At 35.4% G+C, this 22,297-nt stretch carries 22 protein-coding genes; 8 read left to right on the top strand and 14 right to left on the bottom strand.

Features of this window, described 5'->3' with window-relative positions; all coding sequences use genetic code 11:
* Window positions 1-170 precede the first annotated feature (170 nt).
* From DKL58_RS09505 to DKL58_RS01015, 3 genes are all read left to right on the top strand, one after another.
* Window positions 171-344 (top strand): hypothetical protein, encoded by a 174-nt coding sequence (locus DKL58_RS09505; protein WP_162542308.1) that lies wholly within the window; start codon window positions 171-173, stop codon window positions 342-344.
* On the top strand, window positions 328-603 hold the full coding sequence (locus DKL58_RS01020) for a hypothetical protein (RefSeq protein ID WP_109585774.1): 276 nt from the start codon (window positions 328-330) through the stop codon (window positions 601-603). Before DKL58_RS09505 ends, DKL58_RS01020 begins: the two co-directional genes overlap by 17 nt.
* 97 nt (window positions 604-700) lie before the next feature.
* The gene (locus DKL58_RS01015; protein ID WP_109585773.1) at window positions 701-955 is read left to right on the top strand and encodes a hypothetical protein; all 255 of its coding nucleotides are present in this window, start codon (window positions 701-703) and stop codon (window positions 953-955) included.
* A gap of 123 nt (window positions 956-1,078) precedes the next feature.
* Here the strand turns inward: DKL58_RS01015 and DKL58_RS01010 are convergent, their stop codons facing one another.
* A complete protein-coding gene (locus DKL58_RS01010) occupies window positions 1,079-1,927 on the bottom strand; it encodes a helix-turn-helix domain-containing protein (RefSeq protein ID WP_109585772.1) in 849 nt (282 codons plus the stop codon).
* Between the two features lie 96 nt (window positions 1,928-2,023).
* Between DKL58_RS01010 and DKL58_RS09500 the strand changes: the two genes are divergently transcribed.
* Window positions 2,024-2,194, top strand: a complete 171-nt coding sequence (locus DKL58_RS09500; protein WP_162542307.1) for a hypothetical protein — start codon at window positions 2,024-2,026, stop codon at window positions 2,192-2,194.
* Between the two features lie 324 nt (window positions 2,195-2,518).
* Here DKL58_RS09500 and DKL58_RS01005 read toward each other — a convergent pair whose 3' ends face one another.
* The 5 genes from DKL58_RS01005 to DKL58_RS00985 form a co-directional block, all read right to left on the bottom strand.
* Complete coding sequence (locus DKL58_RS01005) at window positions 2,519-4,333, bottom strand: FtsX-like permease family protein (protein WP_109585771.1); 1,815 nt, start codon at window positions 4,331-4,333, stop codon at window positions 2,519-2,521.
* Between the two features lie 52 nt (window positions 4,334-4,385).
* Window positions 4,386-6,191: an FtsX-like permease family protein gene (locus DKL58_RS01000; protein WP_109585770.1), complete on the bottom strand. Its 1,806-nt coding sequence runs from the start codon at window positions 6,189-6,191 to the stop codon at window positions 4,386-4,388.
* An 11-nt stretch (window positions 6,192-6,202) separates the two neighbouring features.
* Window positions 6,203-6,952, bottom strand: coding sequence for an ABC transporter ATP-binding protein (locus DKL58_RS00995; protein WP_045927439.1), 750 nt, complete (start codon window positions 6,950-6,952; stop codon window positions 6,203-6,205).
* 180 nt (window positions 6,953-7,132) lie between these two features.
* Complete coding sequence (locus tag DKL58_RS00990; RefSeq protein ID WP_109585769.1) at window positions 7,133-7,747, bottom strand: ECF transporter S component; 615 nt, start codon at window positions 7,745-7,747, stop codon at window positions 7,133-7,135.
* Window positions 7,748-7,856: 109 nt separating this feature from the next.
* Window positions 7,857-8,666 (bottom strand): DUF4931 domain-containing protein, encoded by an 810-nt coding sequence (locus tag DKL58_RS00985; protein WP_109585768.1) that lies wholly within the window; start codon window positions 8,664-8,666, stop codon window positions 7,857-7,859.
* A 112-nt stretch (window positions 8,667-8,778) separates the two neighbouring features.
* Here DKL58_RS00985 and DKL58_RS00980 point away from each other — a divergent pair, with 112 nt between their 5' ends.
* A complete protein-coding gene (locus DKL58_RS00980; protein WP_109586977.1) occupies window positions 8,779-9,990 on the top strand; it encodes a L,D-transpeptidase family protein in 1,212 nt (403 codons plus the stop codon).
* A 139-nt stretch (window positions 9,991-10,129) separates the two neighbouring features.
* Here the strand turns inward: DKL58_RS00980 and DKL58_RS00975 are convergent, their stop codons facing one another.
* Window positions 10,130-12,661, bottom strand: a complete 2,532-nt coding sequence (locus tag DKL58_RS00975; RefSeq protein WP_109585767.1) for a M1 family metallopeptidase — start codon at window positions 12,659-12,661, stop codon at window positions 10,130-10,132.
* Between the two features lie 219 nt (window positions 12,662-12,880).
* On the opposite strand from DKL58_RS00975, the gene DKL58_RS09590 reads away from it, so the two are divergent.
* From DKL58_RS09590 to DKL58_RS00960, 3 genes are all read left to right on the top strand, one after another.
* The gene (locus tag DKL58_RS09590; RefSeq protein ID WP_239386396.1) at window positions 12,881-13,876 is read left to right on the top strand and encodes an SLAP domain-containing protein; all 996 of its coding nucleotides are present in this window, start codon (window positions 12,881-12,883) and stop codon (window positions 13,874-13,876) included.
* Between the two features lie 20 nt (window positions 13,877-13,896).
* Window positions 13,897-14,877, top strand: a complete 981-nt coding sequence (locus tag DKL58_RS00965; protein WP_109585766.1) for an SLAP domain-containing protein — start codon at window positions 13,897-13,899, stop codon at window positions 14,875-14,877.
* Window positions 14,878-15,056: 179 nt separating this feature from the next.
* Complete coding sequence (locus tag DKL58_RS00960) at window positions 15,057-15,422, top strand: aggregation-promoting factor C-terminal-like domain-containing protein (protein ID WP_034980791.1); 366 nt, start codon at window positions 15,057-15,059, stop codon at window positions 15,420-15,422.
* Between the two features lie 105 nt (window positions 15,423-15,527).
* Here DKL58_RS00960 and DKL58_RS00955 read toward each other — a convergent pair whose 3' ends face one another.
* The 7 genes from DKL58_RS00955 to DKL58_RS00925 all read right to left on the bottom strand — a co-directional run bounded on the left by DKL58_RS00955 (window position 15,528) and on the right by DKL58_RS00925 (window position 22,259).
* The gene (locus tag DKL58_RS00955; protein ID WP_239386394.1) at window positions 15,528-16,013 is read right to left on the bottom strand and encodes a PTS sugar transporter subunit IIB; all 486 of its coding nucleotides are present in this window, start codon (window positions 16,011-16,013) and stop codon (window positions 15,528-15,530) included.
* Window positions 16,014-16,119: 106 nt separating this feature from the next.
* Window positions 16,120-17,025, bottom strand: a complete 906-nt coding sequence (locus tag DKL58_RS00950) for a serine hydrolase domain-containing protein (protein ID WP_109585764.1) — start codon at window positions 17,023-17,025, stop codon at window positions 16,120-16,122.
* An 11-nt stretch (window positions 17,026-17,036) separates the two neighbouring features.
* On the bottom strand, window positions 17,037-17,864 hold the full coding sequence (locus DKL58_RS00945; RefSeq protein ID WP_420812272.1) for a PTS system mannose/fructose/sorbose family transporter subunit IID: 828 nt from the start codon (window positions 17,862-17,864) through the stop codon (window positions 17,037-17,039).
* On the bottom strand, window positions 17,851-18,618 hold the full coding sequence (locus DKL58_RS00940; RefSeq protein WP_109585762.1) for a PTS mannose/fructose/sorbose/N-acetylgalactosamine transporter subunit IIC: 768 nt from the start codon (window positions 18,616-18,618) through the stop codon (window positions 17,851-17,853). The genes DKL58_RS00945 and DKL58_RS00940 overlap by 14 nt, the downstream gene beginning before the upstream one ends.
* 12 nt (window positions 18,619-18,630) lie before the next feature.
* Window positions 18,631-19,095: a PTS sugar transporter subunit IIB gene (locus DKL58_RS00935; RefSeq protein ID WP_109585761.1), complete on the bottom strand. Its 465-nt coding sequence runs from the start codon at window positions 19,093-19,095 to the stop codon at window positions 18,631-18,633.
* A 15-nt stretch (window positions 19,096-19,110) separates the two neighbouring features.
* Window positions 19,111-19,518, bottom strand: a complete 408-nt coding sequence (locus DKL58_RS00930) for a PTS sugar transporter subunit IIA (RefSeq protein ID WP_109585760.1) — start codon at window positions 19,516-19,518, stop codon at window positions 19,111-19,113.
* A gap of 191 nt (window positions 19,519-19,709) precedes the next feature.
* A complete protein-coding gene (locus tag DKL58_RS00925; protein WP_109585759.1) occupies window positions 19,710-22,259 on the bottom strand; it encodes a sigma 54-interacting transcriptional regulator in 2,550 nt (849 codons plus the stop codon).
* Window positions 22,260-22,297: the final 38 nt, after the last annotated feature.

The following is a 22,297-nucleotide window of genomic DNA, read 5'->3' as shown; positions in this document are numbered from 1 at the left end:
AATTTGATAATTTTATATTATCAAGCACAAATTAACTGGATATTTAACGAACTATATGTTTATATATACATGATTTTTTTAATATTATTTATTGACAAATCTTAATACCGAACTATGGTTTTAATATCAATGTCGATATTGACCAAAAATATTATGAAAGGCGTACTATTATGAAAAGTACCATTAAAAAATTGGGAATTTCTCATGCAGCAGCAAGTTTTACAGGAACGACTATGGCAACAACTGTAGTAAATACATTTGCTGCTACGGATAACTCCGTAAGTACTTCCAATGAAAATCAAAATGACAGTTTATATGCGGCATTGTATGGGTTCATTAACTAAAGATCAACAAGATGAGTTTGATCAAATTGTTAATGGTACTGGACTTAATGAGGAGCAACAGAATACTCTCTTACAAGACAAAATTACTGAACAAAACAATAATCTGACGCGTAGTTTAAAGTTAGAAACAATTAAAAAAATTGCCAAATATGTTGCTAAAATTACTGGTAACAGTTTAAAAGCTAAATCACTAAAAGCTTTTATAAACTTTCTAACTAATTATGAAGGTAAAGCTGAAGACGGTTACGGTATGCACTAATTCATTATCTTCACTTTAACAGCACAGTCGCTTACTGGACTGCACGAACAATCGTATTTATTTATCTTTAAAATAATTTAAAAGGTGTGACTATAACATGAATACTACTTTAGTAATAATAATTATTTTAGCTTTAGAGCTTCTGCCAATTGATACTTGGCTTATTAAATATAATATGGTGATTGCTAAACCTATATTTTTTAGTTTAGCGTTGATTGCCGTGTTTGTTCTCTCTCTAGTAGGCTTTTCAAAAGCTTTTCATTGGTATGATTATCTAATAGCGGTTATTGCATGTATTTATGAGTGGATAATATTCTTCAGAAATGCCAAAAAATCAGCAAAAGCAAACTAATTAGTTGTGCTAAAGATGATAGATTTCAATTTTATCTTGTTTAGATAAATTAAACATAAAAATACTCCCAAATTTGTCCTAAATTTGGGGGTTACTTCAAAATCAAACATGACTTTTTTAAGTTTATTTATTTGCAACTAAAAGCTCTTCTAACTCCTTACCATAATCTGGCATTCCCGCTAATTTGATACTTTCAATTATTATCTCTGTTTCATCCAGATATTTTTGATCATGATTATCTTGATATTTAACTATATTATAAAATGCTGGTATCAGCAGCTTATAAAAGAATACCTCCGGTTTTGTTTTTATTTGATCCGCATAATTAACAAATGACTCAGTTTCTTCAAATCGCTTATTTCTAATGCAAAAAATCAGCATATTGATAATGATAGCCAAAATTTTTTCTTGTATTCTGACACTGCTTGATCCAACAAGCTGTTTTATTATCCTTTTAGATAGCAATAAGTTGCTATTCAAATCATAAAAGCTCATGAAATTACAGTACATAATTAATCCATCTTCATCAAAATTAGAAATATTAAAAATTTTTTCTTTCATTCTGTCTATAACTTCTTTATCTAGCATTGTAAGGTCTTTACTAATTACCGCAATATAGGCATCAATAAGAAGTAATTCATCATCTTTATTAGGCAATTCACCTTCAGCAACTACATCTCGTATTTGTTGCAACTCTTTTTTGGAATTTTGGTAATATGCTTCATTAATAAGTCGATTTATTTCTAATTCTTGTTGATTAATCGACTTATCTTTTTGATTTAATTTACTGAAAAAATCAATCACTGGAATTTGATTAGAATGTAGCAGTTCAATTAAATCTTCGGCAGAAATTCGACTTAAATTTTTCTCTACTTTCGCATAGAATGAAGGGCTTATCACATCTTTTGCCCATTGTTTCTGTGTTTTTCTTTGATTTATCCGATAATCTTTTAGCAACTCCCCAATTGTCATTTTTATTCCTTCTAACTTTAAACTGTCAAATATGACATTCCTCTCTTTTTCATTATAACCAAAATATATCGTTAAGTTATGAAGAGAGTTAAAAATGTGACCATCTTTTTAAAGAATAAAAACTACAGAAAATTTACCACCATAGCTGGTACAATCAACGTTAATTATGCCCTGTACGGTGTTTTAGGATTTAGTGCAATCGTCTTCACTGTTACTTTAACTGTAATGATAAAAGTCAACAAAACAAAACAAGCCGAAATTGCATAAAAATTTACTGATGTTTTTACCTAAAAAATCCAGATCAATCCAACATTAAATAATGGAACCTATACCAATTTTTTGCATACTAGGGATAAAAGCGTCTCCCCAATTAAGATTTTGTGAAATTAAAGTCTTTTTTACCGGGTAATTTTGCACAATTTGAACAATTAAAAAAATCGTATCCAAAAGGACACGACTAGACGAAAAAAATAAGCATTAGTCCAAGCGACTTCTGCTTATTTTTTCATGAGATGTTGCGTGAATTCCCACCAATTAAAGAGTTACTATTTTGATTTTGAAAATTTATTTCAAAATCCAGTTTTTTTATAATTATTTATTTGTGAGTACAATTTTTTCATATAACGTAATTGTTAACAAGTAATAACCCAGATAAAGCACAATAAATATTGTGAATGGAATCCAGATATTATGGTATGGAGATATCAGCAATGTTTTAAACAGTTGTAAGCCACAAAGGACATCTACTATGCCTAAAGTAGCAGGCATGGTGAACAAAGTACCAATTTCTTTTCTGATTGAACTGCGCAATAATTGTGGCCTAACTCCAATTTCATGTAGCATCTGGTAGCGCATTTTGTCACTAGCGGCACCACTTAAAACTTTAAACATTAACGTTGAAGCGAGCATAGTCAGAAATGCTATTCCTAAGAAAAAGCCCATAAATTCAAACGCACTGGTAAAGCCAATCATATTATTATAGTTATATGATTTTGAAGAAAGGTAAATATCCTGGTAATTGCGATTTTCCTTCAGTTGCTCTTTTTGAATTTGTTTAATCACTGGAAAATCATGGGCAAAGTCTTTGACATTAATATAACTGACGAATTTTTTCTGACCATTAAGTGTATTCCATCTTTGCTGTGAAACTAGTTTAATTTTCTTAGGAATGCCGTTAGGCACCATTTGGCTAAAAATGCTGTTGGCAGCTGTTTCCGGTTTATCCAGTTCGGCAGTAACCAGTGTTTTCACTTTATATGTAGGTAAATTGTCTTGATTGTTATGAAAATAGATTTCTATTTCTTTCAGCGGCTGTTTTTCAAATTCCGCGCGGTTAAAGTAAAGATGCATCCCCTTTTCTTTGTAGTGATAAGTCTGCTTATTAGTAATAGTTAATTTTGCTTCTGCTTTTTTAACTGCTGGCGCCTGACTAACAATTGTAGCATCATAATAAAAGCTTTTTTGCGTCTCATCCTTCATGGAGCCAAAATTAAGTCCCACGGTAATTGCACCTAAAGCCAAGGCAAACAGAATTGAAATCATAGTTAATATCTTGGTGTAGCTTTGCAAACGAAATTTCAACTGACCAAGAGTAAATTCATTAATACCACGATATGAAAAAGATTTTTTATTAAGTAAATAATTAATTATAGCTGTAAAGACGCCATTAAAGACGAAGAAAGAGCCAGCAATAATTGTTACTAAGGCGGTGGGAATAAGAAAGTAAATATATCTGGTGGACAGAGTCATTACATAGTAACCGACTGCCAGCAAAAGCACACCGCAAATTGCTTCAATTCCCCGCAAAAGTGGATGATGATTAAGATTAATTGGAGTTTGATCTTCGTGTAAAAGATCAATTACTGGAGTATGTGTAAGTTTGTGCACATTGCTCAGTGCACCCAAGAGAAAAATAATAACAAAGAAAAGCAAAGTCCCTATTATTGCGCTGGGTAATATTGCCTTAAAGTGAATAATTTCCAGCCCTAGTTTACCTATCAGCACCTTGGTAACTATAGTGGTCAACCCAAGCCCCAGTAGTATTCCCAGCAGAACTGCTAAAAAGCCGGTTAGCAGAGTTTCAGAAAAAATTAGTAAACCAATCCGCGTGCTTTTGGCTCCAAGCATCATATACATGCCATAGTCATGCTTACGCATACTTAACAAAAACGAATTGGCATAAACAAGATAAACCGATGTAATGATTACTAACAAAATAATGCCAAAGGTAAAAATATAAGTCAGGTATGCCGTTCTACCGTAGACATCTTTACTAATAAATACAGGGTTAGTAGCAATTGACAAGAACATGTAGAAAATCATGCTGGCAACAATTAAACCAGAAAATAATACCAGATAATCTTTTAGCCTATTTTTAATCCCCGTCACAGACAGTTTCCAAATCATTACTGCTCCTTTTCTTTAATTAAAAACAAGAATCTATTTACTGCTCCCAATTTTACTCACGTTCCAGAACAATTTTTTCATATAGTTTTACGGTTAATAAGTAATAAATCAGGTATAGCACGATAAAAATTGTAAAAGGAATCCATAAGTTCTGGTATGGGTGTGGCAAGAGCAATTTAAACAGCCTCAAGCCAAAGAGCACATCGATTACGCCTAATACGCCGGGCAGAAGAAACAGCACTCCAATCTCATTTTTAATAGATTGACGCAAAACTTTTGCCCTTGTGCCAATTTCAAATAACATTTGGTAGCGCACCTTGTCACTAGCTGCACCACTTAACACCTTGAACATCAGGGTTGAAGCCAGCATGGTTAGAAAGGCAATACCTAAAAAGAAGCCCATAAATTCAAAACCGCTGCTGAAATTCTTGATTAACTGGAAACTGCCCGCCTTGCTGGAAGTATAAATATACGAATAAGCAGGATTTTCCTTCAGTTGTTGTTTCTGCAATTTTAAGATGGTGGGGAAATCCTGATCAAAGTTTTTCACTTTTACAAAGCTGACAAACTTGTCTTGTCCTTTTTTTTCGGTCCATTTTTTTGGTGAAACCAGGCGAATGATTTTAGCAATACCATCAGGAACCATAGCACCAAAGGCATTATTAGCGTATGTTGCTGGGACGTCCAATTTCTCAGTGGGCAAATTGACCTTCTTGTATGCCGGTTTACCATTTTTCATGTAAAACTTGACGTTTTTGACCGGGTTATTGTTAAATTCACTGCGGTTAAAATACAAATATTTACCCTGCTCTTTATAATGATAGGTTTGCTCACGGGTAATAGTCAGCTTATTTTTAGCCTGCTCAACTTTGGGAGAGTCACTGATAATAGTAGTGTCGTAATAAAAATTGTCTTCAAGCTGCTCACTGAGCGTGCTGAAGTTAAGCCCTACAGTAATCGCTCCAAGTGCCAGGGCAAAAAGCAGTGAAACAACTGTCAAAATTCGCGTATAATCATGCAATCGAAATTTCAACTGGCCTAGAGTAAATACCCGGATGCCATGATAGGAAAAGCTTCTGCGGTTAAGCAAAAATCCGATTAAGGCGCCGAAAAAAGCGTTAAATGTGAAATAGGAACCAGCGACTATTGTCACCAACGCTGCTGGAATAATAAATAAAATAGCACCGCCTGGAAGACCCAAAATAAAGTAGCCTGCAGCTAAAAGTAACAGACCCAGTATTCCTTGAATCCAGTGCAAGACCGGCCGGTGTTTGTAAGCAACTGGCTTTTGGTCATCGCGTAATAGTTCAATTACTGGCGTCTTGGTTAATTTACGGACATTTTTCAAAGCTCCGAATAAGAACATGATAATGAAGAAGATAATCGTCCAAATGATAGCGTTTGGTAAAACAACAGCAAAATGTTTTACCGTCAAGCCTAAGCGAGATATCAACAGCTGTGACACTATTGCAGTCAGGCCAAACCCGAGCACAATACCCACTAGTGTAGCTAAAATGCCAGTTATTAGAGTTTCCAAAAAAATTAATAACCCAATTTTGGTACTCTTAGCTCCCAGCATCATATACATGCCGTAATCGTGTTTGCGCATGCTCAACAAAAAAGAATTGGCATAAACAAGGTAAACCATAGTAATGATTATCAGCAAGATAATACCAAAGGCAAAAGTGAACCGAACATAGTTACTTGGTGCTGAAATATCATTTTTGATAAAAGTGGGGTTAATTGTGATTGTAAGGAACATGTAAAAGATCATGCTGGCAACAACCAAGCCGGAAAATAAAACCGCATAATCTTTAAAACGACTTTTGATTCCCGTTAAGGACAACTTCCAAACCATTTTAGTTCTCCTTATTCGTCAGTATCTAAGTGGTCGATTAATAGATGGTAAAATTCTTGTCTGGACTGACCGTTTTTCAACATTTGCTCACCAATCTTGCCGTCTTTAATAAATAAAATGCGACTGGCAAAGCTGGCAGCAAACGGATCGTGCGTAACCATCAGAGTGGTAATACCATCGTTATGATTCAAATCTGCCATAGTATAGAGCAATTCGCGAGCGCTCTTTGAATCTAAGGCACCCGTCGGCTCATCGGCAAGCAAAATTGCAGGTTCATGTACTAATGCTCTGGCAGCTGCCACTCTCTGTTTTTGCCCACCTGATACTTCAGCGGGATACTTCGGCAGGATTTCTTTGATGCCTAGTCTAGTTGCAATTTTATCAACCAGGGGATCAATTTTTCTGGGAGAAATACCCCTTAAACTTAAAGGCAAGGCAATATTCTCCCGATTAGTTAAATTTTCCAGCAAATTAAAGTCCTGAAAAATAAAGCCGATTTGCTTACTTCTAAAGTCAGCTAATTGATTGGCATTTAAAGTGCTGTTATCCTCATGGTTAATAAAAACATTGCCTGTTGTCGGTTTGTCCAAAGTTGACAAAATGTTAAGCAAAGTTGTTTTACCGGAACCAGAGGCGCCCATAATGGCTACAAATTCACCTGAATTAACCGCGAAATTAATGCCTTTGAGAGCTTGGTACTGCTTTTCGCCCCGCTTGCCGTATGTCTTAGTAACTTGATCTACTCGTAAAATTTCAGTCATTTGTAAGATCCTCTTCGCAATACTTCTGTACTATTTATCTAATACACTAATTGTATTTCTAACTTTTGTCAATAAAAAAATAAGCCTTTCCGAGTTAGAAAGACTTATCTGCATACTTTTTCCTTGTTTTTAGCGATCAATTAAGAATATTAAGTTTTTCTTAAAAACACTTCTATTCTCTTAGCCCACTCTGCGCAGCACCTTGTTGAGTGGCGTCACAATAATTGGCGTCACAATTGCAGTAAATACTGCCTCAACCAGACCATTCAGACCTAGGGCAATTATTAACGCTGTAATTAAAGGCGTCCCCTGAGCAAAGCTGCCCAAATGGCCTAGCAGTTTGGCAGAGTTGCCCATGAAAACTAGACTGGTTAATAGAATTACAAAAACAGTGTTAGTTAAAGAAGTCACTGCACCTGCAAATGTGTAGCTTAATTCTTTAATGCTATTTTTCTTTTTAGCAGTTAGTTTCCCAATCAGTCCTGGAAAAAGACCCGCCAAAACACTAGGAATTACGGCAATCGCAAAGTTTTGAAAGAGCATTAAGCTGACAATATCCCCAGGTTGCGTATATGCCTGTACCATACGGGCAATACCCCAGAAAATACCAAAAAATGTGCCGGCAATTGGTCCCATAAGCAAAGAATAAATGGAAACAGTCAAAGGAATAGTAGTTATAGCCGGCAAAGTTGGCAATATGCGAATATAACCGATATTAGGAATGAAAGTTTGCAATAAAAAGATTGCGACAAATATGGCAGTAATAGCCAGGTTCTTAGTTTCTTTTCTGCGCATTTGCGTCCTCCTTAAAAAAAACACCTTGCTATTATATTGCTTAGAATTATTTGTCGCAAATATTATCTCTGCTAAGTATTAGTTTTAACAATAATTACTTCAATAAAAGCTATATTTTAAATCCTTTCTCTAAAACTGATCCAGACTCAAAAAAGCGCTTGAATTTTTCAGCTTCTGTAAGTAATTTTTCCCGATTATCTACCTGTGAAAGCTTATAGCCGACAAAATATGGCGAAGCTGTGTAGCGCAAAATCAATTTCGCACAAATACCCTGATCAAAACGCGGATAAAAGAACAAATTGTAGGAGTCACAGCGACCATTGGACAAAACTTCCAGCATGTATTTAGCACCACTTTGAATCCAGTCAGACCAGTCATCAATACTTTTTTCGTCAAGCAGATTAAAATCTAATTCGATATAGCCTTGAATCGGATGGGTGCCAACGTTAACCTCTAGCCCGCTTTTGTTAAAAATACTAATGCCTTCAAAATTATTGGGCTGAAGATACTTATAACCGTTCATCTTTTTCAAGCCAACGATTTGCATGTGCGGGTGCTCAAGTGAACCTCCAGAATTTTTGCCAAAATTCTTGTACCATAATACCGATCCGAACTCAGGTGAATCATTCATTTGCTTAAAACATGACAGTGAAAAGCGCATCAAAGCCCGATTATATTCAGGTGAATAGGTAGTGATATCTCCCGCATGTTTATTAGATTCAATCAAAACTGTTTGAACAGTATCCAGCAATGTCGGATATTTATTAGCTAGCCAGATCATCCCTCCCTGCCTTTTTATAATATTAGTCAATTCCGCCACATTACAAAAGGGACAACCAGAATTGTTTTTCACTTTACGGTAAGAATTAGGCTTTTCTTTAGCTATGTTAACATCAAACACTAATGGGTCATTTTCCATTGGGCAATCCCTCCTAAAAAATTTTCTTAAATCTTGCATTTTACTAGAGCCGCAATAGATGGTAAACTGTAACCGCAATTATTTTTTAAAAAATTACAACGGTGGTAGAACTATGCAATCAAAAAGAAATTTAAAAAAATACAATAACCGCAATAATATGTTTCTGATTATTATCGGAATAGTTCTGATTTTAGCAGTTATATTTGGCGTGGTTCTATATAATAATCACGTTGAATCGCAAAAGCAGGCTAAAGCATTCGCTATTAATCATTTTAACCCTAATGTTAATATTTATGGAGTCGAAGTTGGAAACTTAACAATTAATAAAGCAACAACCAAGATTAATCGGAAAGCCAACAATATCGTTTCCTTGGAAAATGGTAAAGTTGCAATTGAACGCGATCCAAGCATTGATACGATTAAGAAAAAGGAAGTTGCGAATTACTTCAAAAAGCAACATACTACAATGCCAGATAAACAAAATTATGAATACCGCAATACTGACTTAGACGCTGCCAATAAAAAAATGCAGGCTGTGAGTCACGCTGTGGTCAATTACCATGTAGCCGGCAAAGATTATCAGCTTAAAGCTCAAAGTCTGATTAATCAGGCAATTTACAAAAAAGGCAAATATTCATTTCTTAATTCAGAAAATTTAACGGCGAAACTCAATAAAATTGATCAGGAAGTTGCAACCATCCACCAAAACTACAAGTTCGCTGTGCCTAAGGGCAACAAAGTTGCAGGTAAGAAAATCACAATCAAAAACCAAAGCTACGGCTGGGGCGTTCACGTCAAAAAGGCCCAAGCTGCTGTTGAACAAGCATTTTTAAACGGGACTAAAAATCTTGATGGTAAAGATTACATCTATGGTCTGGGTTATAGTACTTATGGTTTAGGCTATGGTAAAAACAATCATGGCATAGGAAATAACTATATTGTTGTTTCACTTAAAAAGCAGGAAATGTGGATTGTAAAAAATGGCAAATTAGTCGTACATTTGAATGACATTGTCACTGGTACGAGAGATGGCGTTAAGGGTAACAGTACCCCTCAAGGTGTTTGGTATATTCACTATAAGCAAGGTCATGCTGTATTGCGCGGACGCAATAACGACGGGTCTAAATATGCTTCACCAGTCAGATACTGGATGCCGTTTACTTTAAGTGGTTGCGGCTTCCATGATGCCAGCTGGCGCGGCGATTGGAGTAAAAAAGCATATTTACGTGGGGGTTCTCACGGCTGCGTTAATATTAAGCCTAGAGAAATAAAACAAGTTTGGCATAATGTAAGCAAGCATGAACCGGTAATTGTATATGATTAAGTAATTTAATAAGAAATTAAAGGACAAAAATTTAAAAAACTTGTCCTTTTTGTTATGCAAAAACCTGTTAACTTAATATCAAGTTCACACTCGCTTTAGTTAACAGGTTTTGCAATTTTAAATATTAAATAATTTTTACTTATAAAGCTTCCTTAACAGCCTGATTGACAGCATCCTTTTCAGCATTAATCACGTCAACCTTGGACTCGATATTCTTGGTATCCATTCTGATCTCACGACCAAGACCCGGCTGATCAACCTTTGGCTCAAAGAATTCTTTGAATTCTTCCAGTCTCTTTTCAGTATGGAAAATGTTTGAAGCCACAGTAATATAAGTGGTAAATTCCATATCACCACCGACTGTTTTTTCCAGCCATGACCATTGGTCCCGTAACCAGTCCCAAGCAAATTGTTCGCCTTTTGGATTAGCCAAGACATTCGCAAACCAAGAACGCAAATCTTGTGGCTTAACGACTGCAGCATTCTCAAAATTCTCAATAAGTTTCTTGATTTCAGATGGATTCTTGGTGTTGGTAATAGCATCAGTAAGATCGTCCTTATAGTTAGGATCGATGGCAGCTTGATATTCTTTCAGCAAACGATCAACTAATCCTGGTTCATTATAATTCCTAACTTCATTCATTAAAACATACGGCCGAACTGAAGCATCAATTTCGTTTAAGTTTTGATCGTGCTCAACAAAAATTTGGTGACCATCTTTTATCACAGCAGGATTTTCGGCATACAAAGCTAAGGCTATTTCTAGTGGTCGAATCCTCTTATCATCATCTGTATTAGAATCTTTTTCTTGCCAGCCTAAACGTTCAACTTGCTTTTGGGCTAATTTATTAACAAATGCCTTCAAATCTTTTTCTTGAGCTGAATCAGGTGTAACAAATTTAAATAATGAACGGATACTAGATAACAAGGCACTAATGACAATGTATGATTTAGAATCCGCAAATTTCGGCAGCAACGGTACAATTTCAGCGTATGAAATTTGCTTACCTTCTGCTAAAAGTCCCAAATCTTGCAATAATTGCAACTGATCTACCGGTTTAAGCTGCTTAAATTCAGCCATAATATCGTTCATCAAGGTTTCATCATAATTGACAATAAAGTGTGAACTATTGCCTACGTTTACACGCAAAGCGTGACCAGCTGCACTGCGTAATTCTTGGTAATCTCCCAGATCCAGTTCTCGTTCAGACATAATCTGCGGTGCCTCAAAGTTTGCGTTCAAAGGAATAGCCCACTTGCGCCCAACTTCTTTGCCTTCACCAACGAAGAACTGCTTTTGGCTCAAAACCAGATGACCAGCTGAATTCACTTTTGCGGAAACTACAGGGTAACCAGGTTGATCAAGCCAAGTATGCATGATTTTACCAATATCTAAATCGGTGGCAGTCGAAAGAGCATTCCATAAGTCATCACCCGTAGCGTTGCCATATTGGTGTTGCTCGAAGTAGTACTTAAGGCCCTTACGCAAAGCATCATCTCCTAAGAGTGCTCGTACCATAACCAGCATCCTTGAACCTTTAGCGTAAACAATTGCACTATCAAAAATCGAATCAATATCAGCTGGATGTTCCACATCAACGTGAACGGATTGGACACCATCAGTGGCATCACGTTTTAAAGCTGCTGGCACTTCCGAAATTTGGTAAAGATTATCCCAAACATGCCAACTCGGCTCCAAAGCATCAACTGAAACATATTCCATCATATTGGCAAAACTCTCATTGAGCCATAAGTCGTCCCACCACTTCATAGTAACCAAATCACCAAACCATTGGTGCGCTAATTCGTGAGTGATGACAGTTGCTACATACGCCTTTTGATAAGGAGTAGCATTATCAGGATCAAGCAAAATTGCGACTTCACGGTATGTGACTAAGCCCCAGTTTTCCATTGCTCCGGCAGAAAAGTCAGGCAGCGCCAATTGCCAAGAATGTGGCAGCGGGTACTTGGTTTGGTAAAATTCTTCGTAAAATTCAATTGCCCTTTTTGCGATATCCAAAGCAAAGTCTAATTCCTTAGCTTGATGTGCTTTAGTCGCAAAAACTCCTACTTTAACGCCGTCTTTGGTTTCGGTGATCTTTGATTGTAATTCACCAAAAGCAAAGGCAATCAAGTAGCTGGACATTCTAACGGTTTGCTCGAAGTAGTGCACACCATCTTCAACTTTAACTTCTGGCATGTTGGCAATCGTAGTTTCACCTTCATGCTCATCATACTTAAGTGCTAAAGAAAAAGTGGCCTTGGCTTCCGGCTCATCAACACAGGGGAAAGCCTGACGTGCAGCAGTTGTTTCAAATTGAGTACCGATAATCTGTTTTTGAACACCATCAACTTGATAGTATGACGGATAAATTCCCATCATAGAATCAGTCAGCGGTGCAGAATACTTAATCTCAACTGTGACTTTGCCGGTTTGACCCAGTTCAATAGCAATTGCTTCTTTGTCCTCATTGACAGTGAATGGCACATCCTTGCCTGCACTGGTAACAGAAGCAATTTTCATATACTTCTGATTAATTAAAATAGTATTTTCAAGTGCCTCACCTGTCATTGTTGAAGTACCGTTAATAGTTTTCTGTGCCCGATTAATGTCTATGAACAAATCATAGTGTTCAGGGTGAAAAGTTTCATAAAAATGTTTAGCAGCCATATTTACCTCCTAAAATAATAGTTATTATCAATTTTAACAGACATATATGGAAATAACATTAAAATTTAATTGCAGCTAAGACTTGCTTTTCACATAATAATTACCATTACGGTACTTTTGTGTAGTATACTGATTGAAAAAGATAGCATTTTACTCCCAGTTCGGTTAGGTGCCTTTCTGCCTGTGAAACAATTAATTTTTTATTATAAGGAGTAAAGAATGAAAAAGAATAAACGCATAATCTTTGCGACAATTGCCGCGTTAAGTCTGGCTGCACCAATGGCAGCAGTCTTTAATTTTGACAATGTTCAAACTGTTTCTGCTAATCATCAAGGAACCAAAGTTTGGTTGCAATACGGTACTTTAAAGTACGCTTTAAAAGGACCATCTGGTCGAGTTTATCCTGCTGGTACTAAAGTAGTACGTGAACTCAGTAACGACAATATTCCACCAACTTCTCTTCCAAGTGAACCATTCTATTTAACACTTGTTATTGGTGGTATTCCTGGCAACCAACTGTTACAAGACGTTGGTGGCGGACAAATTGCTGAGGCTTATGTTAATTATGAAGATTGGCATGAAATTGATTATCCATCAGATTATACTGTATTAGTACAAAATACCGAAGATTATACTGATTTGAAATCGAGTGATTTTCACCCTGTTGATAGTAGCAATCCTGATGTTCCATGTGCAAATACTGATAGCCTTGAAGTAGCATATCATGAGTTAACAAAGGTTTCTAGCAAGTTACCTTCTTCAGGTAAAGATCGTAATGTTGTCTATAACTTTACAGATCGCTATTTGGCAGCTAAAGCTATGGAGGTTTCACAATCAACTGTTGATGCTTTAACTAAAGAAATCAATGATGCTCTTGCTAACTACAAAAAGACTGGTCACCTCGTAAGTGGTAATTCAGATTCTGGCAATAACAGCAACTCTGGCTCATCTAATTCTTCTAACAGTAATGGCGGATCAACTAGTGGCAACACTAATTCATCTGGCTCATCTACTTCCAAGAAATCTAAGTCACGAGTAGTAAGATTGCGTAAAGCATCTTACCGCTATACTCACAAGGGTAAACGTGTATCTAAGAAACTGCTCAAGAAAGGTTCATATGTCAAGATTAACGGCAAGACCTACCGCATTAAAGGCAAAAAATACTACCGTATTGGCAAAAACCGGTACATCCGTAAGGTCAACGTTGCTAAATAATAATTATAAGGAGTGAAAAAATGAAGAAGAATAAACTATGCCAAAAATTAGCAATTGCTTTTTGCGGTGTGGCTCTAACTACCGTTGGCGCAGCTGTTATCGTTAGTGACACTGTCCACACTATCAATGCTACACCCAACCATAAAGGCTTTAATAACTGGATTCAATACGGCACGCTCAAATATGCTTTAAAAGGACCTTCCGGTAGGGTCTATCCTGCTGGCACCAAAGTTGCAAGATACATGGGGAACCTTACTAAGCCTAGTAAGCTTTCCTACCCTGCGCTACCATTTGCACTATCATTAAGTATCACCTCATCCCCAATAGGTATTACCCAATTTGGCGGCGGTGATATTGCCGAGGCTTATGTTAATTTAGAGGATTGGCAAGAAATTGACGACCCTGACGTAGATAGTTTTGGCACTGATATCGTTGAAAGTACTTTCGACAAGACAGACCTTGCATCTCGTGATTTTCATCCTGTAGATAGTAATAATCCTGATGTGCCAGTGGCAAATGTTGACGAATTAAATAAAGCATTCGACAAATATATAGGCAATCATTATGATTGGAAACATATGTCAGCTCAAGATAATAAATGGGGTGACACAATCAATAATAGATATTTTGCAGCTAAAGCCATGGGTGTTCCACAATCAACTGTCGATGCTCTTGCCAAAGAGATTAATGATGCAGTTGCTAATTACAAGAAAACCGGTCACCTCGTAAGTGGTGATACAAGTTCTAATAATGCAGGTAATTCTAATTCATCAAATAGCACCGCTAAACCTTCCACTTCAAGCACTTCTAAGTCACGAGTAGTAAGATTGCGTAAGGCATCTTACCGCTATACTCACAAGGGTAAACGTGTATCCAAGAAGTTAATTAAGAAAGGCTCATATGTCAAGATTAACGGCAAGACCTACCGCATTAAAGACAAAAAATACTACCGCATTGCTAAAAATCGCTATATTCGCGCCGTCAATGTTGTAAAAAAGTAAAATTTAAATAAAGCAGACTACTACTATAGTTAGGCTGCTTTTATTTTTCAATAGTGGCAAAATTATTAAATTTTTAAAAAATATTGTAAGAGTTGCGTGTTCTTTCTGTAACAACAATGACACATTGACTGTGTATTATTATCCATAGAATTAATATAGTTAATTGTGGGGATTGAAATATATTGAAGAACAGTAAAAGTTTAATACTTAAGTTAATTACAGCACTGGCGCTTTCATTTAGTTTTGTCACTGCTATAAATATAGAAACAAACAATAATAATTCGTGTACACAAACAGTACAAGCCGCTCGTAAGAAGTCAAAAGCTGAACGCGCAGCTAAGAGATGGATTGCCATGCGTGAATCAGGTGGTAATTATTACGCACGCAATGGTGTTTGTTATGGTAAATACCAACTTAACATTGCTTACCTAAACGGTAATTACTCTAAAAAGAACCAAGAAAGAACTGCTGACACATACGTTTACGGTCGTTATGGTTCATGGGTTAACGCCAAGAACTTTTGGTTAGCCCACCACTGGTATTAATAAATATCTCTTTAATGCATTATCCCATTAAAAAACGCAACCTAACTAATTGCTAGGTTGCGTTTTTATTTGTGGTAATTCAATGATTTAAGTTTTACACAGTTGTTAATTTATTTTCATTTTTTTGATATCTTTTTTGGATGAGTTGGGAGTTAACTGAGAAACAAATTGAAATGGCAATTTTATTATTTGCTTGATATATTCAAGATCTATATCATCCACTTTGACACAAGTATCCAGTTGCTTTTGCTTATTATTGTGCTTATTTACTGATAAAAGACCATAATTACCAATATTAATTACATCAATTTTTGGTACATTTTGAGCAATGCTTAGTGCATCTTTAAAGTTTTCTACTACTACCATTATGACCTGAGATTCAGATTTAGGACTGTCAAGAAATTTAATTGATTTAGACAGATTTTGTAAATCGAATCTAATATTTGAGGGTACAGCTAATTTCATAGATATTGTTTGCAGATAATTATTAGCGGCTTTGTCATTGGCAACCAAAATCCTCTTTATACCCAATGCCTTAGACCAAACCATTGCAACTTGTCCATGAATTAAACGCTCGTCAATTCTTAGCATTTTGATCATCTAAAAATACACTTTCTTCTCAAACCTATAACCCCAACAAAAAACGTCTATTAGATAGCTTTTGCTAACAATAAGACGTTATTAAAAAATTGTCAAATTAACCTTTAACCAACGGTTGTATTAAATGTTCCCAGACCTCAGGAAATAGCTTTTTTTGTTCAAGAGATTGAATGCTAACAACTAATTGATTTTGCGGCAATACTATAATGAATTGACCTAATTTGCCATCAGCTCGAAAAGACCGGTAATCAGGATTAATCCAATACTGATAACCATAGCCAAAGTGGGTTCTGCCCTTAGCATCTGGTACCTGATTACTTGTAGCAGCTTCCAAATACTGTGAATTAAGTATTTGCTTACCTTGCCATTTTCCTTTATGCAATAAAAACAATCCTATTTTTGACATTTCATCAATTGTGAGCATCAGAGAATGTGCACCCATTGTATGCCCCATTGGGCAACTCAGCCAATCTGGGTTACCTATGCCTATTGGTTCAAAAAAGCGTGGCTTTAGATAATTGACCAGAGTAGCTCCAGTGGCAGATTCAACAATACAACTAAGAATGTAGCTATTAAAAGTAGAATATAAAAAGTCTTTTCCTGGTTCATGTACAAATTCTGCATGAGTAAAATAATACCGAATCCAGTCTTTTACCTGATAGCGTTCGGGATCATCTGCAAAAAACAGTGGATCTTTCAGACCAGCAGTCATTGTTAATAAATCTCGTATTGTAACTTTTTTAATGTTGGGATCAAGTAAAGAAAAATTTATCTGCGGAAAAAATTGATAAATTGGAGCTGTTAATTTCAGTAAGTTTTCCTGGCAAGCCAGTCCTACACCGATAGAAGTTATACTCTTCGAAACAGAGTAGACATTTAAACGTGTAATTGGATCTACTGCCCTTTTTTCAGCAATTAACTGGTCATTTTGATATATTTGAGCGTTGATAATTCGATAATGTTTAATTTGGCTATATTGCAAAAAATCATTTAAAACTGTCATGATTAGCCCCCTTATGCTTGTAAAATACCAAAGAACGCTGCTACAACGCTTATTAATATTATCCAAAGCAGAATAGTATTTACTTTATGGCCCTTTTTAATTGCCCAATAAACAATACCTGTTGCAATCGCTCCCAACATATCGGGCATTATACCGTCTAAAACCGACATCAATTTGATAGCAGATTTGCCCGTACCAATAGTTAAGCCTGTTTTTACTGTAACCATTGAGGCTATCATAGCTCCAATAACTAACAATCCTAAAGTAGCAGCTCCTTGAAATACCTTATCGGTGATGCCCATTTTTTCAAATTTATTCAGAGCTTTCATACCTGACTGATATCCCCAATGAACACCATAGTACCTTACTAAGACATTTGGAATATTAAAAATTAGCAAGAACAATATAGGTGCAAACAAATTACCTGTTAATGCTAATGAACATGCAATTCCTCCAGCGAGTGGCCGCAAAGTACCCCAAAAGACAGAATCCCCTATTCCAGCAAGTGGACCCATAAGAGAAGCTTTAACCGAGTTAATAGATGATTCATCAAAATCAGGATCATTTGCATTTTCTTCTTCCATTGCTGCAGTAATACCGAAAACGAATGGCCCGAGCATTGGCGTAGTATTGAAGAATTCAGCGTGTCTTTTCAATGCTGCAGCTAACCGATCTTTTTCCGGATAGAGCTTTTTCAAAGCTGGACCTAAAGCATATTGTACCCCTTGACTCATTTGCCGTTCATAGTTAAAAGCTGCGTTAATTGTAAAAGATCTCCAAAAGATCTTATTAATATCGTGTTTGGTTAATTTCTTTTTGTTTGTATCAGAAGTCATCATCATTATCCTCCATATTAATTGAAGCAGGTTGATTGGTATTTCTATTAACAATGTTCAAAGCTACTATAACTATCCCTATTAAGGCAACACCTAATACTGGAACTTTTAGATAAGCTGCTAAAACAAAACCTAATAATAAATATGGCGCTACCTTCTTATTAATAAGCATGCTTGCTAAGAGAGCAAAGCCAAGAGCCGGTAATATGCCAGCGGCAATATTCATTCCGTCGATAATAAATTTTGGAATAATTGCTAAAAATGATTTAACAACTCCACTACCTTCATAAAAACAAATAGCTAAAATTAGAGACATTAATATGTCATATGACAGGAAACTAATCATATGCATTCTATCAACGCCAGCTACATCGCCTTTAGCTGCATAATCATCAGACTTATGTAAGAAGAAAACACGCACGGTTAGATAATAAAAATTTTTCAATAACAGAGCTACAGTAGCAATTGGTATCGCCAGTGCCAAGGCTGCTGCCGCGCCTGAACCAGTTTTAATTGCAAAAGCTGTTCCTAAAATACCCCCAGCTGTTATTTCTGGTGGTAGAGCAGCGCCAATAGTGATATTACCCATAAAAGCAAGCTCTAAAGTCGCTCCTACAATTAATCCAGTATGTAAATCACCAAGAACCAACCCAACGAGAGGACCCATTACAATTGGTCTTTGGATCATTGAATTACCTACGCCACATTCTAGATAGCCGATAAAAGCTACAACAAAAATTAAAAATGCTTGTAACATTCCTTTCTCCTCCTATTTAAATAAAATCTTCTTAGGATCACTCGGGACTGCTTGAATATTAACCTCCTTACCCGCTGAAGATATTTCTCTAAGAATTTGCTCATCATGTTCTGTTACATTTACCATTTTCGATAACGGATGAGTTCCTGGTAAGGCCTTTGTTCCTCCCAAATTGATAGCGGTAATTTGAGGCACTTTTTTTGCTAATATCACAGCAGTTTCAATCGTTGGTACAACAATCAGCAACCGGTATTTGTCAGTTTTGCCCGAATTGATTGCCTCAATTGCATCATTTACGCTTTTGAATACCAACTTTACCCCTTGAGGTTTTCCTAACCGCAAAGTGGATTTGCGCAAGTCGTCTTTAACTACTTCATCATCTGCAATTAAAATACAATTTGGTTGTAATTGAGAACACCAAGAAAAAACTACCTGCCCATGTAATAAACGGTGATCAACTCGTAATAATAAAATCATTTATCTACTTCTCCTTTAAAAATCTTCCTCAGTTTCATTCACGGCAGAATTTTTACTTGGCAAAAGAAGGCGAACAGTATCTTTACTTGTATTTACTAGTTTCTGAATTTGATCAACAGTACATTTAGTATCCAGCAAAACCAAACTCAAAACCAAAGCGGTATTCATCCCACTAATTAAATAAATATTTTTTGAAACTAATTTTTCAAGTGCCAGACGATTTACACTGCCACCAAGTAAGTCAGTCACTACAATAAACTGTTCCTTTTCTTGAGCCAATTTCTGCAAAAACTCTGTTAGATCTGGACCATTTGGCAAATACGAATCAAAAGCAATTAGGTTAGGCTGTTCTCCTGCCAGTAATTCAATTGTATTTTTCATCCCACTTGCTAATTTTCCATGACTTAATAAATATATTTTCACTTACTTGTGCCTTTCTTTAGAAAATGTCTAATATAACAAAGCTTTACTAATAAATAATTTTTCACCTGTTTACTCTTCCTCCCCCTTTCCTTTTCACTTTACTACTAGCAAAAACAATGCCAAGCCTATGGATTGCCCATAAATCAACAAAATAAAAATAGTGCTTAAGTTTCCCTTAAGCACTACCTACTTTAAAGATAGTCTTCTAACAGCTCAAAAATTAATGAAATTTCAAATTTATTAATTTTGATATTGTACTTCATTTCAATTGGTTTAAATATTGTACTCGAAATAGAAGCAAATTCTTTTTCCTTATCATTTTTAAAAATTATATCATTGCTTTTTTCTTTACTTTCACTCAGTAAAATTCTTTCAATCATTAAAGAAAGATGCATGTATAGATTTAACTTAATTTTGCCACTAAACTTTACACCATAGTATGTTTGATATTTAGCCACCACAGTTTGGACTTCATTAATGACAGTATTGGGATTGAGAAACTGCAGCCTTTCTTTTATACCCTGAATTGTGAGAAACTTTAAAAATCTTTCAAGTAAATTATCTACATTTTTGCTTTTTTCTCCTGAATTTAATAAATAATTTTTTAGATCTGCAAAACCCTTCTGATCCAATATATTGTATATATTAATTAAGGGCAGATCTAGATTGATATTAAAATCTGTAGTAGTGATAATTAATTGTGTATTTTTAAAAAAGCTTTTATCGTTATTATCAATGAGTTCACGCAACTTTCGATAGTCCATCGTTATAATTTGTTTATTGGTTGATAGAGTTTTATTTATAATATCTTTAATTGCTTGTGACATACCGGCACCCGATAAACATGAAACTATGATATTATCTTTATCTGAAAGTCCTTCAAAATATTGGACTCCCATATAGTTCCCATAATTTTTTGCTTTTTCAGTAATTTCTTTAAATGTTTCTCCACGTTGCACCCTAATAGCAACATCAAGTGCCGAAGCTGTAGTCAAATTATTAATCACTAATAATTTCTTATTAGAAGAATGTTTTATTTTAACAAACATCTGATTTAAAGAACCCATATCAAACAATAAAATGATTCCATGATCATTTGCTTTTTGGATTTGTAAATATTCTTTTACACACTTATTAATGTTGTCTACAGTGGCATCGATTGGCATATCAAAAGCCTCAAAAATATAATTTCCTGCCAGACTGTTGACAATTTTTTGGATACTTGTTGCCGTTGACTCACCGTGTGCCAGCAATATGCAAGTATAATTAATACCTTCTACTTTTTCTATTAAATCAGCAAATAGCAGTAGGAACCAAAGATAATAACTATCTGCAACTTTAGGATTTATCTTAGCTAATAATTGTTGATAAACATAAAACGAACGCGGATAATTCTGCTCTAAAAGTTTCTTTAATTCATTCGTGTGTTTTAAACTATGTTCCTGGATGCTGGCTAAACTAAACGCAAAAATTAACGCTTTAAATTCATTTTGAGTTAACTTAAGTTTTAAACCATATTTGTCAGTAATAGTTGTCTTAATAATTTTGCCAATATCTTTTCCAATTGATTCTTTCATATCGGTACTAAGGGGATGTGAGAGAGAACGAAGTGCACGTAATATTATTAACTTGCAGTCACTAATGGGAAAGTCCTTAGAAATTGCTTCTATCAGCTCATTTTGAAGATTTTGCAGACTATCTTCCAGATGATTAGTCATTTGTAACAATTCAGTAATATTAAATTCACTATCAATTGGAACTAGATAATTATGAGAAGACGGATATTCTATTGGAATAGTCTCTTTTTTAGGAGAAGTAGTATATCCTTGTGAACAAATAAGCTTTATTTTATTTTCTAATGAGCCAATATTTCCTGGAAAACTTTGGCTGGATAAATTTACTAATAGCTCATCTGGTACTAAAAATCTACGCTGAGTTTCTACTGCTTCATGTTTGAAGCATTGAATAGCAATCGCAATTCTTTCTATAATCGGACGATCAATAAAATCAGGTAAAACGATATGTAATGGTATTCTACGCAAAAATGTTTTTAGTAAATACTTGTCCAAATTTTCAGTTGTAGCGAATATTAATTTTATATTTACCTTATGAGGCTGATTCACTTCACCTAGAGGATAAAACGTCCCATTATCAAAAAGAGAAAATAGTTTTTCTTGATCTGATTTTGATAAGCGGTGTACTTCATCTAAAAAGAGATATCCATTATCGGCTTTGTCCAGAAGTCCTAATTTATCTTCTTCAGCACCTGTAAAAGCTCCTTTTTTGTATCCAAATAAAACGGACGACAGTAGTTCAGGATTATTAGCGTAATCTGCAGTATTCAAAGTGACAAACTTGCCTTTATTCTTTACTTTTCCAAGCTCTACTGCTTCTTGATAAGTCTTTTTAGCCATCAAGCTCTTTCCCGTTCCACTTGATCCAGTAATCAGTATTGGTAAACCATTGGGCGGATACAATATAGCCTGTTTAAGTGCACTAATTGCTTTTTTTAAACTGCCATTATAGCCAATAATTTGACTGAAGGCACTAGGCTTTTCTTTAATTCTCCAATAAACAGGCCGAGTCCCGTATTTTTCAACTAACTGTTTTTTATATAGTTGAGCCAAGTATCCACTTACAACACTTCTACTTAAACCTATTTTGGCAGCAATCTGTGAAGTAGTTAGCTTTTCACTTTTATCTTCTTTCAAAAATCTATATAAATGCTCTATTGCTTTCATATGTTCTCCCTTTTTGAACACTATTTAATTTTTTAAGC

It is taken from the genome of Lactobacillus kullabergensis (assembly GCF_003151025.1).
GTDB classification, from domain to species: domain Bacteria; phylum Bacillota; class Bacilli; order Lactobacillales; family Lactobacillaceae; genus Lactobacillus; species Lactobacillus kullabergensis.
The sequence above is the reverse complement of the archived record's forward strand: the minus strand, read 5'-3'. Positions and strand labels throughout refer to the sequence as shown.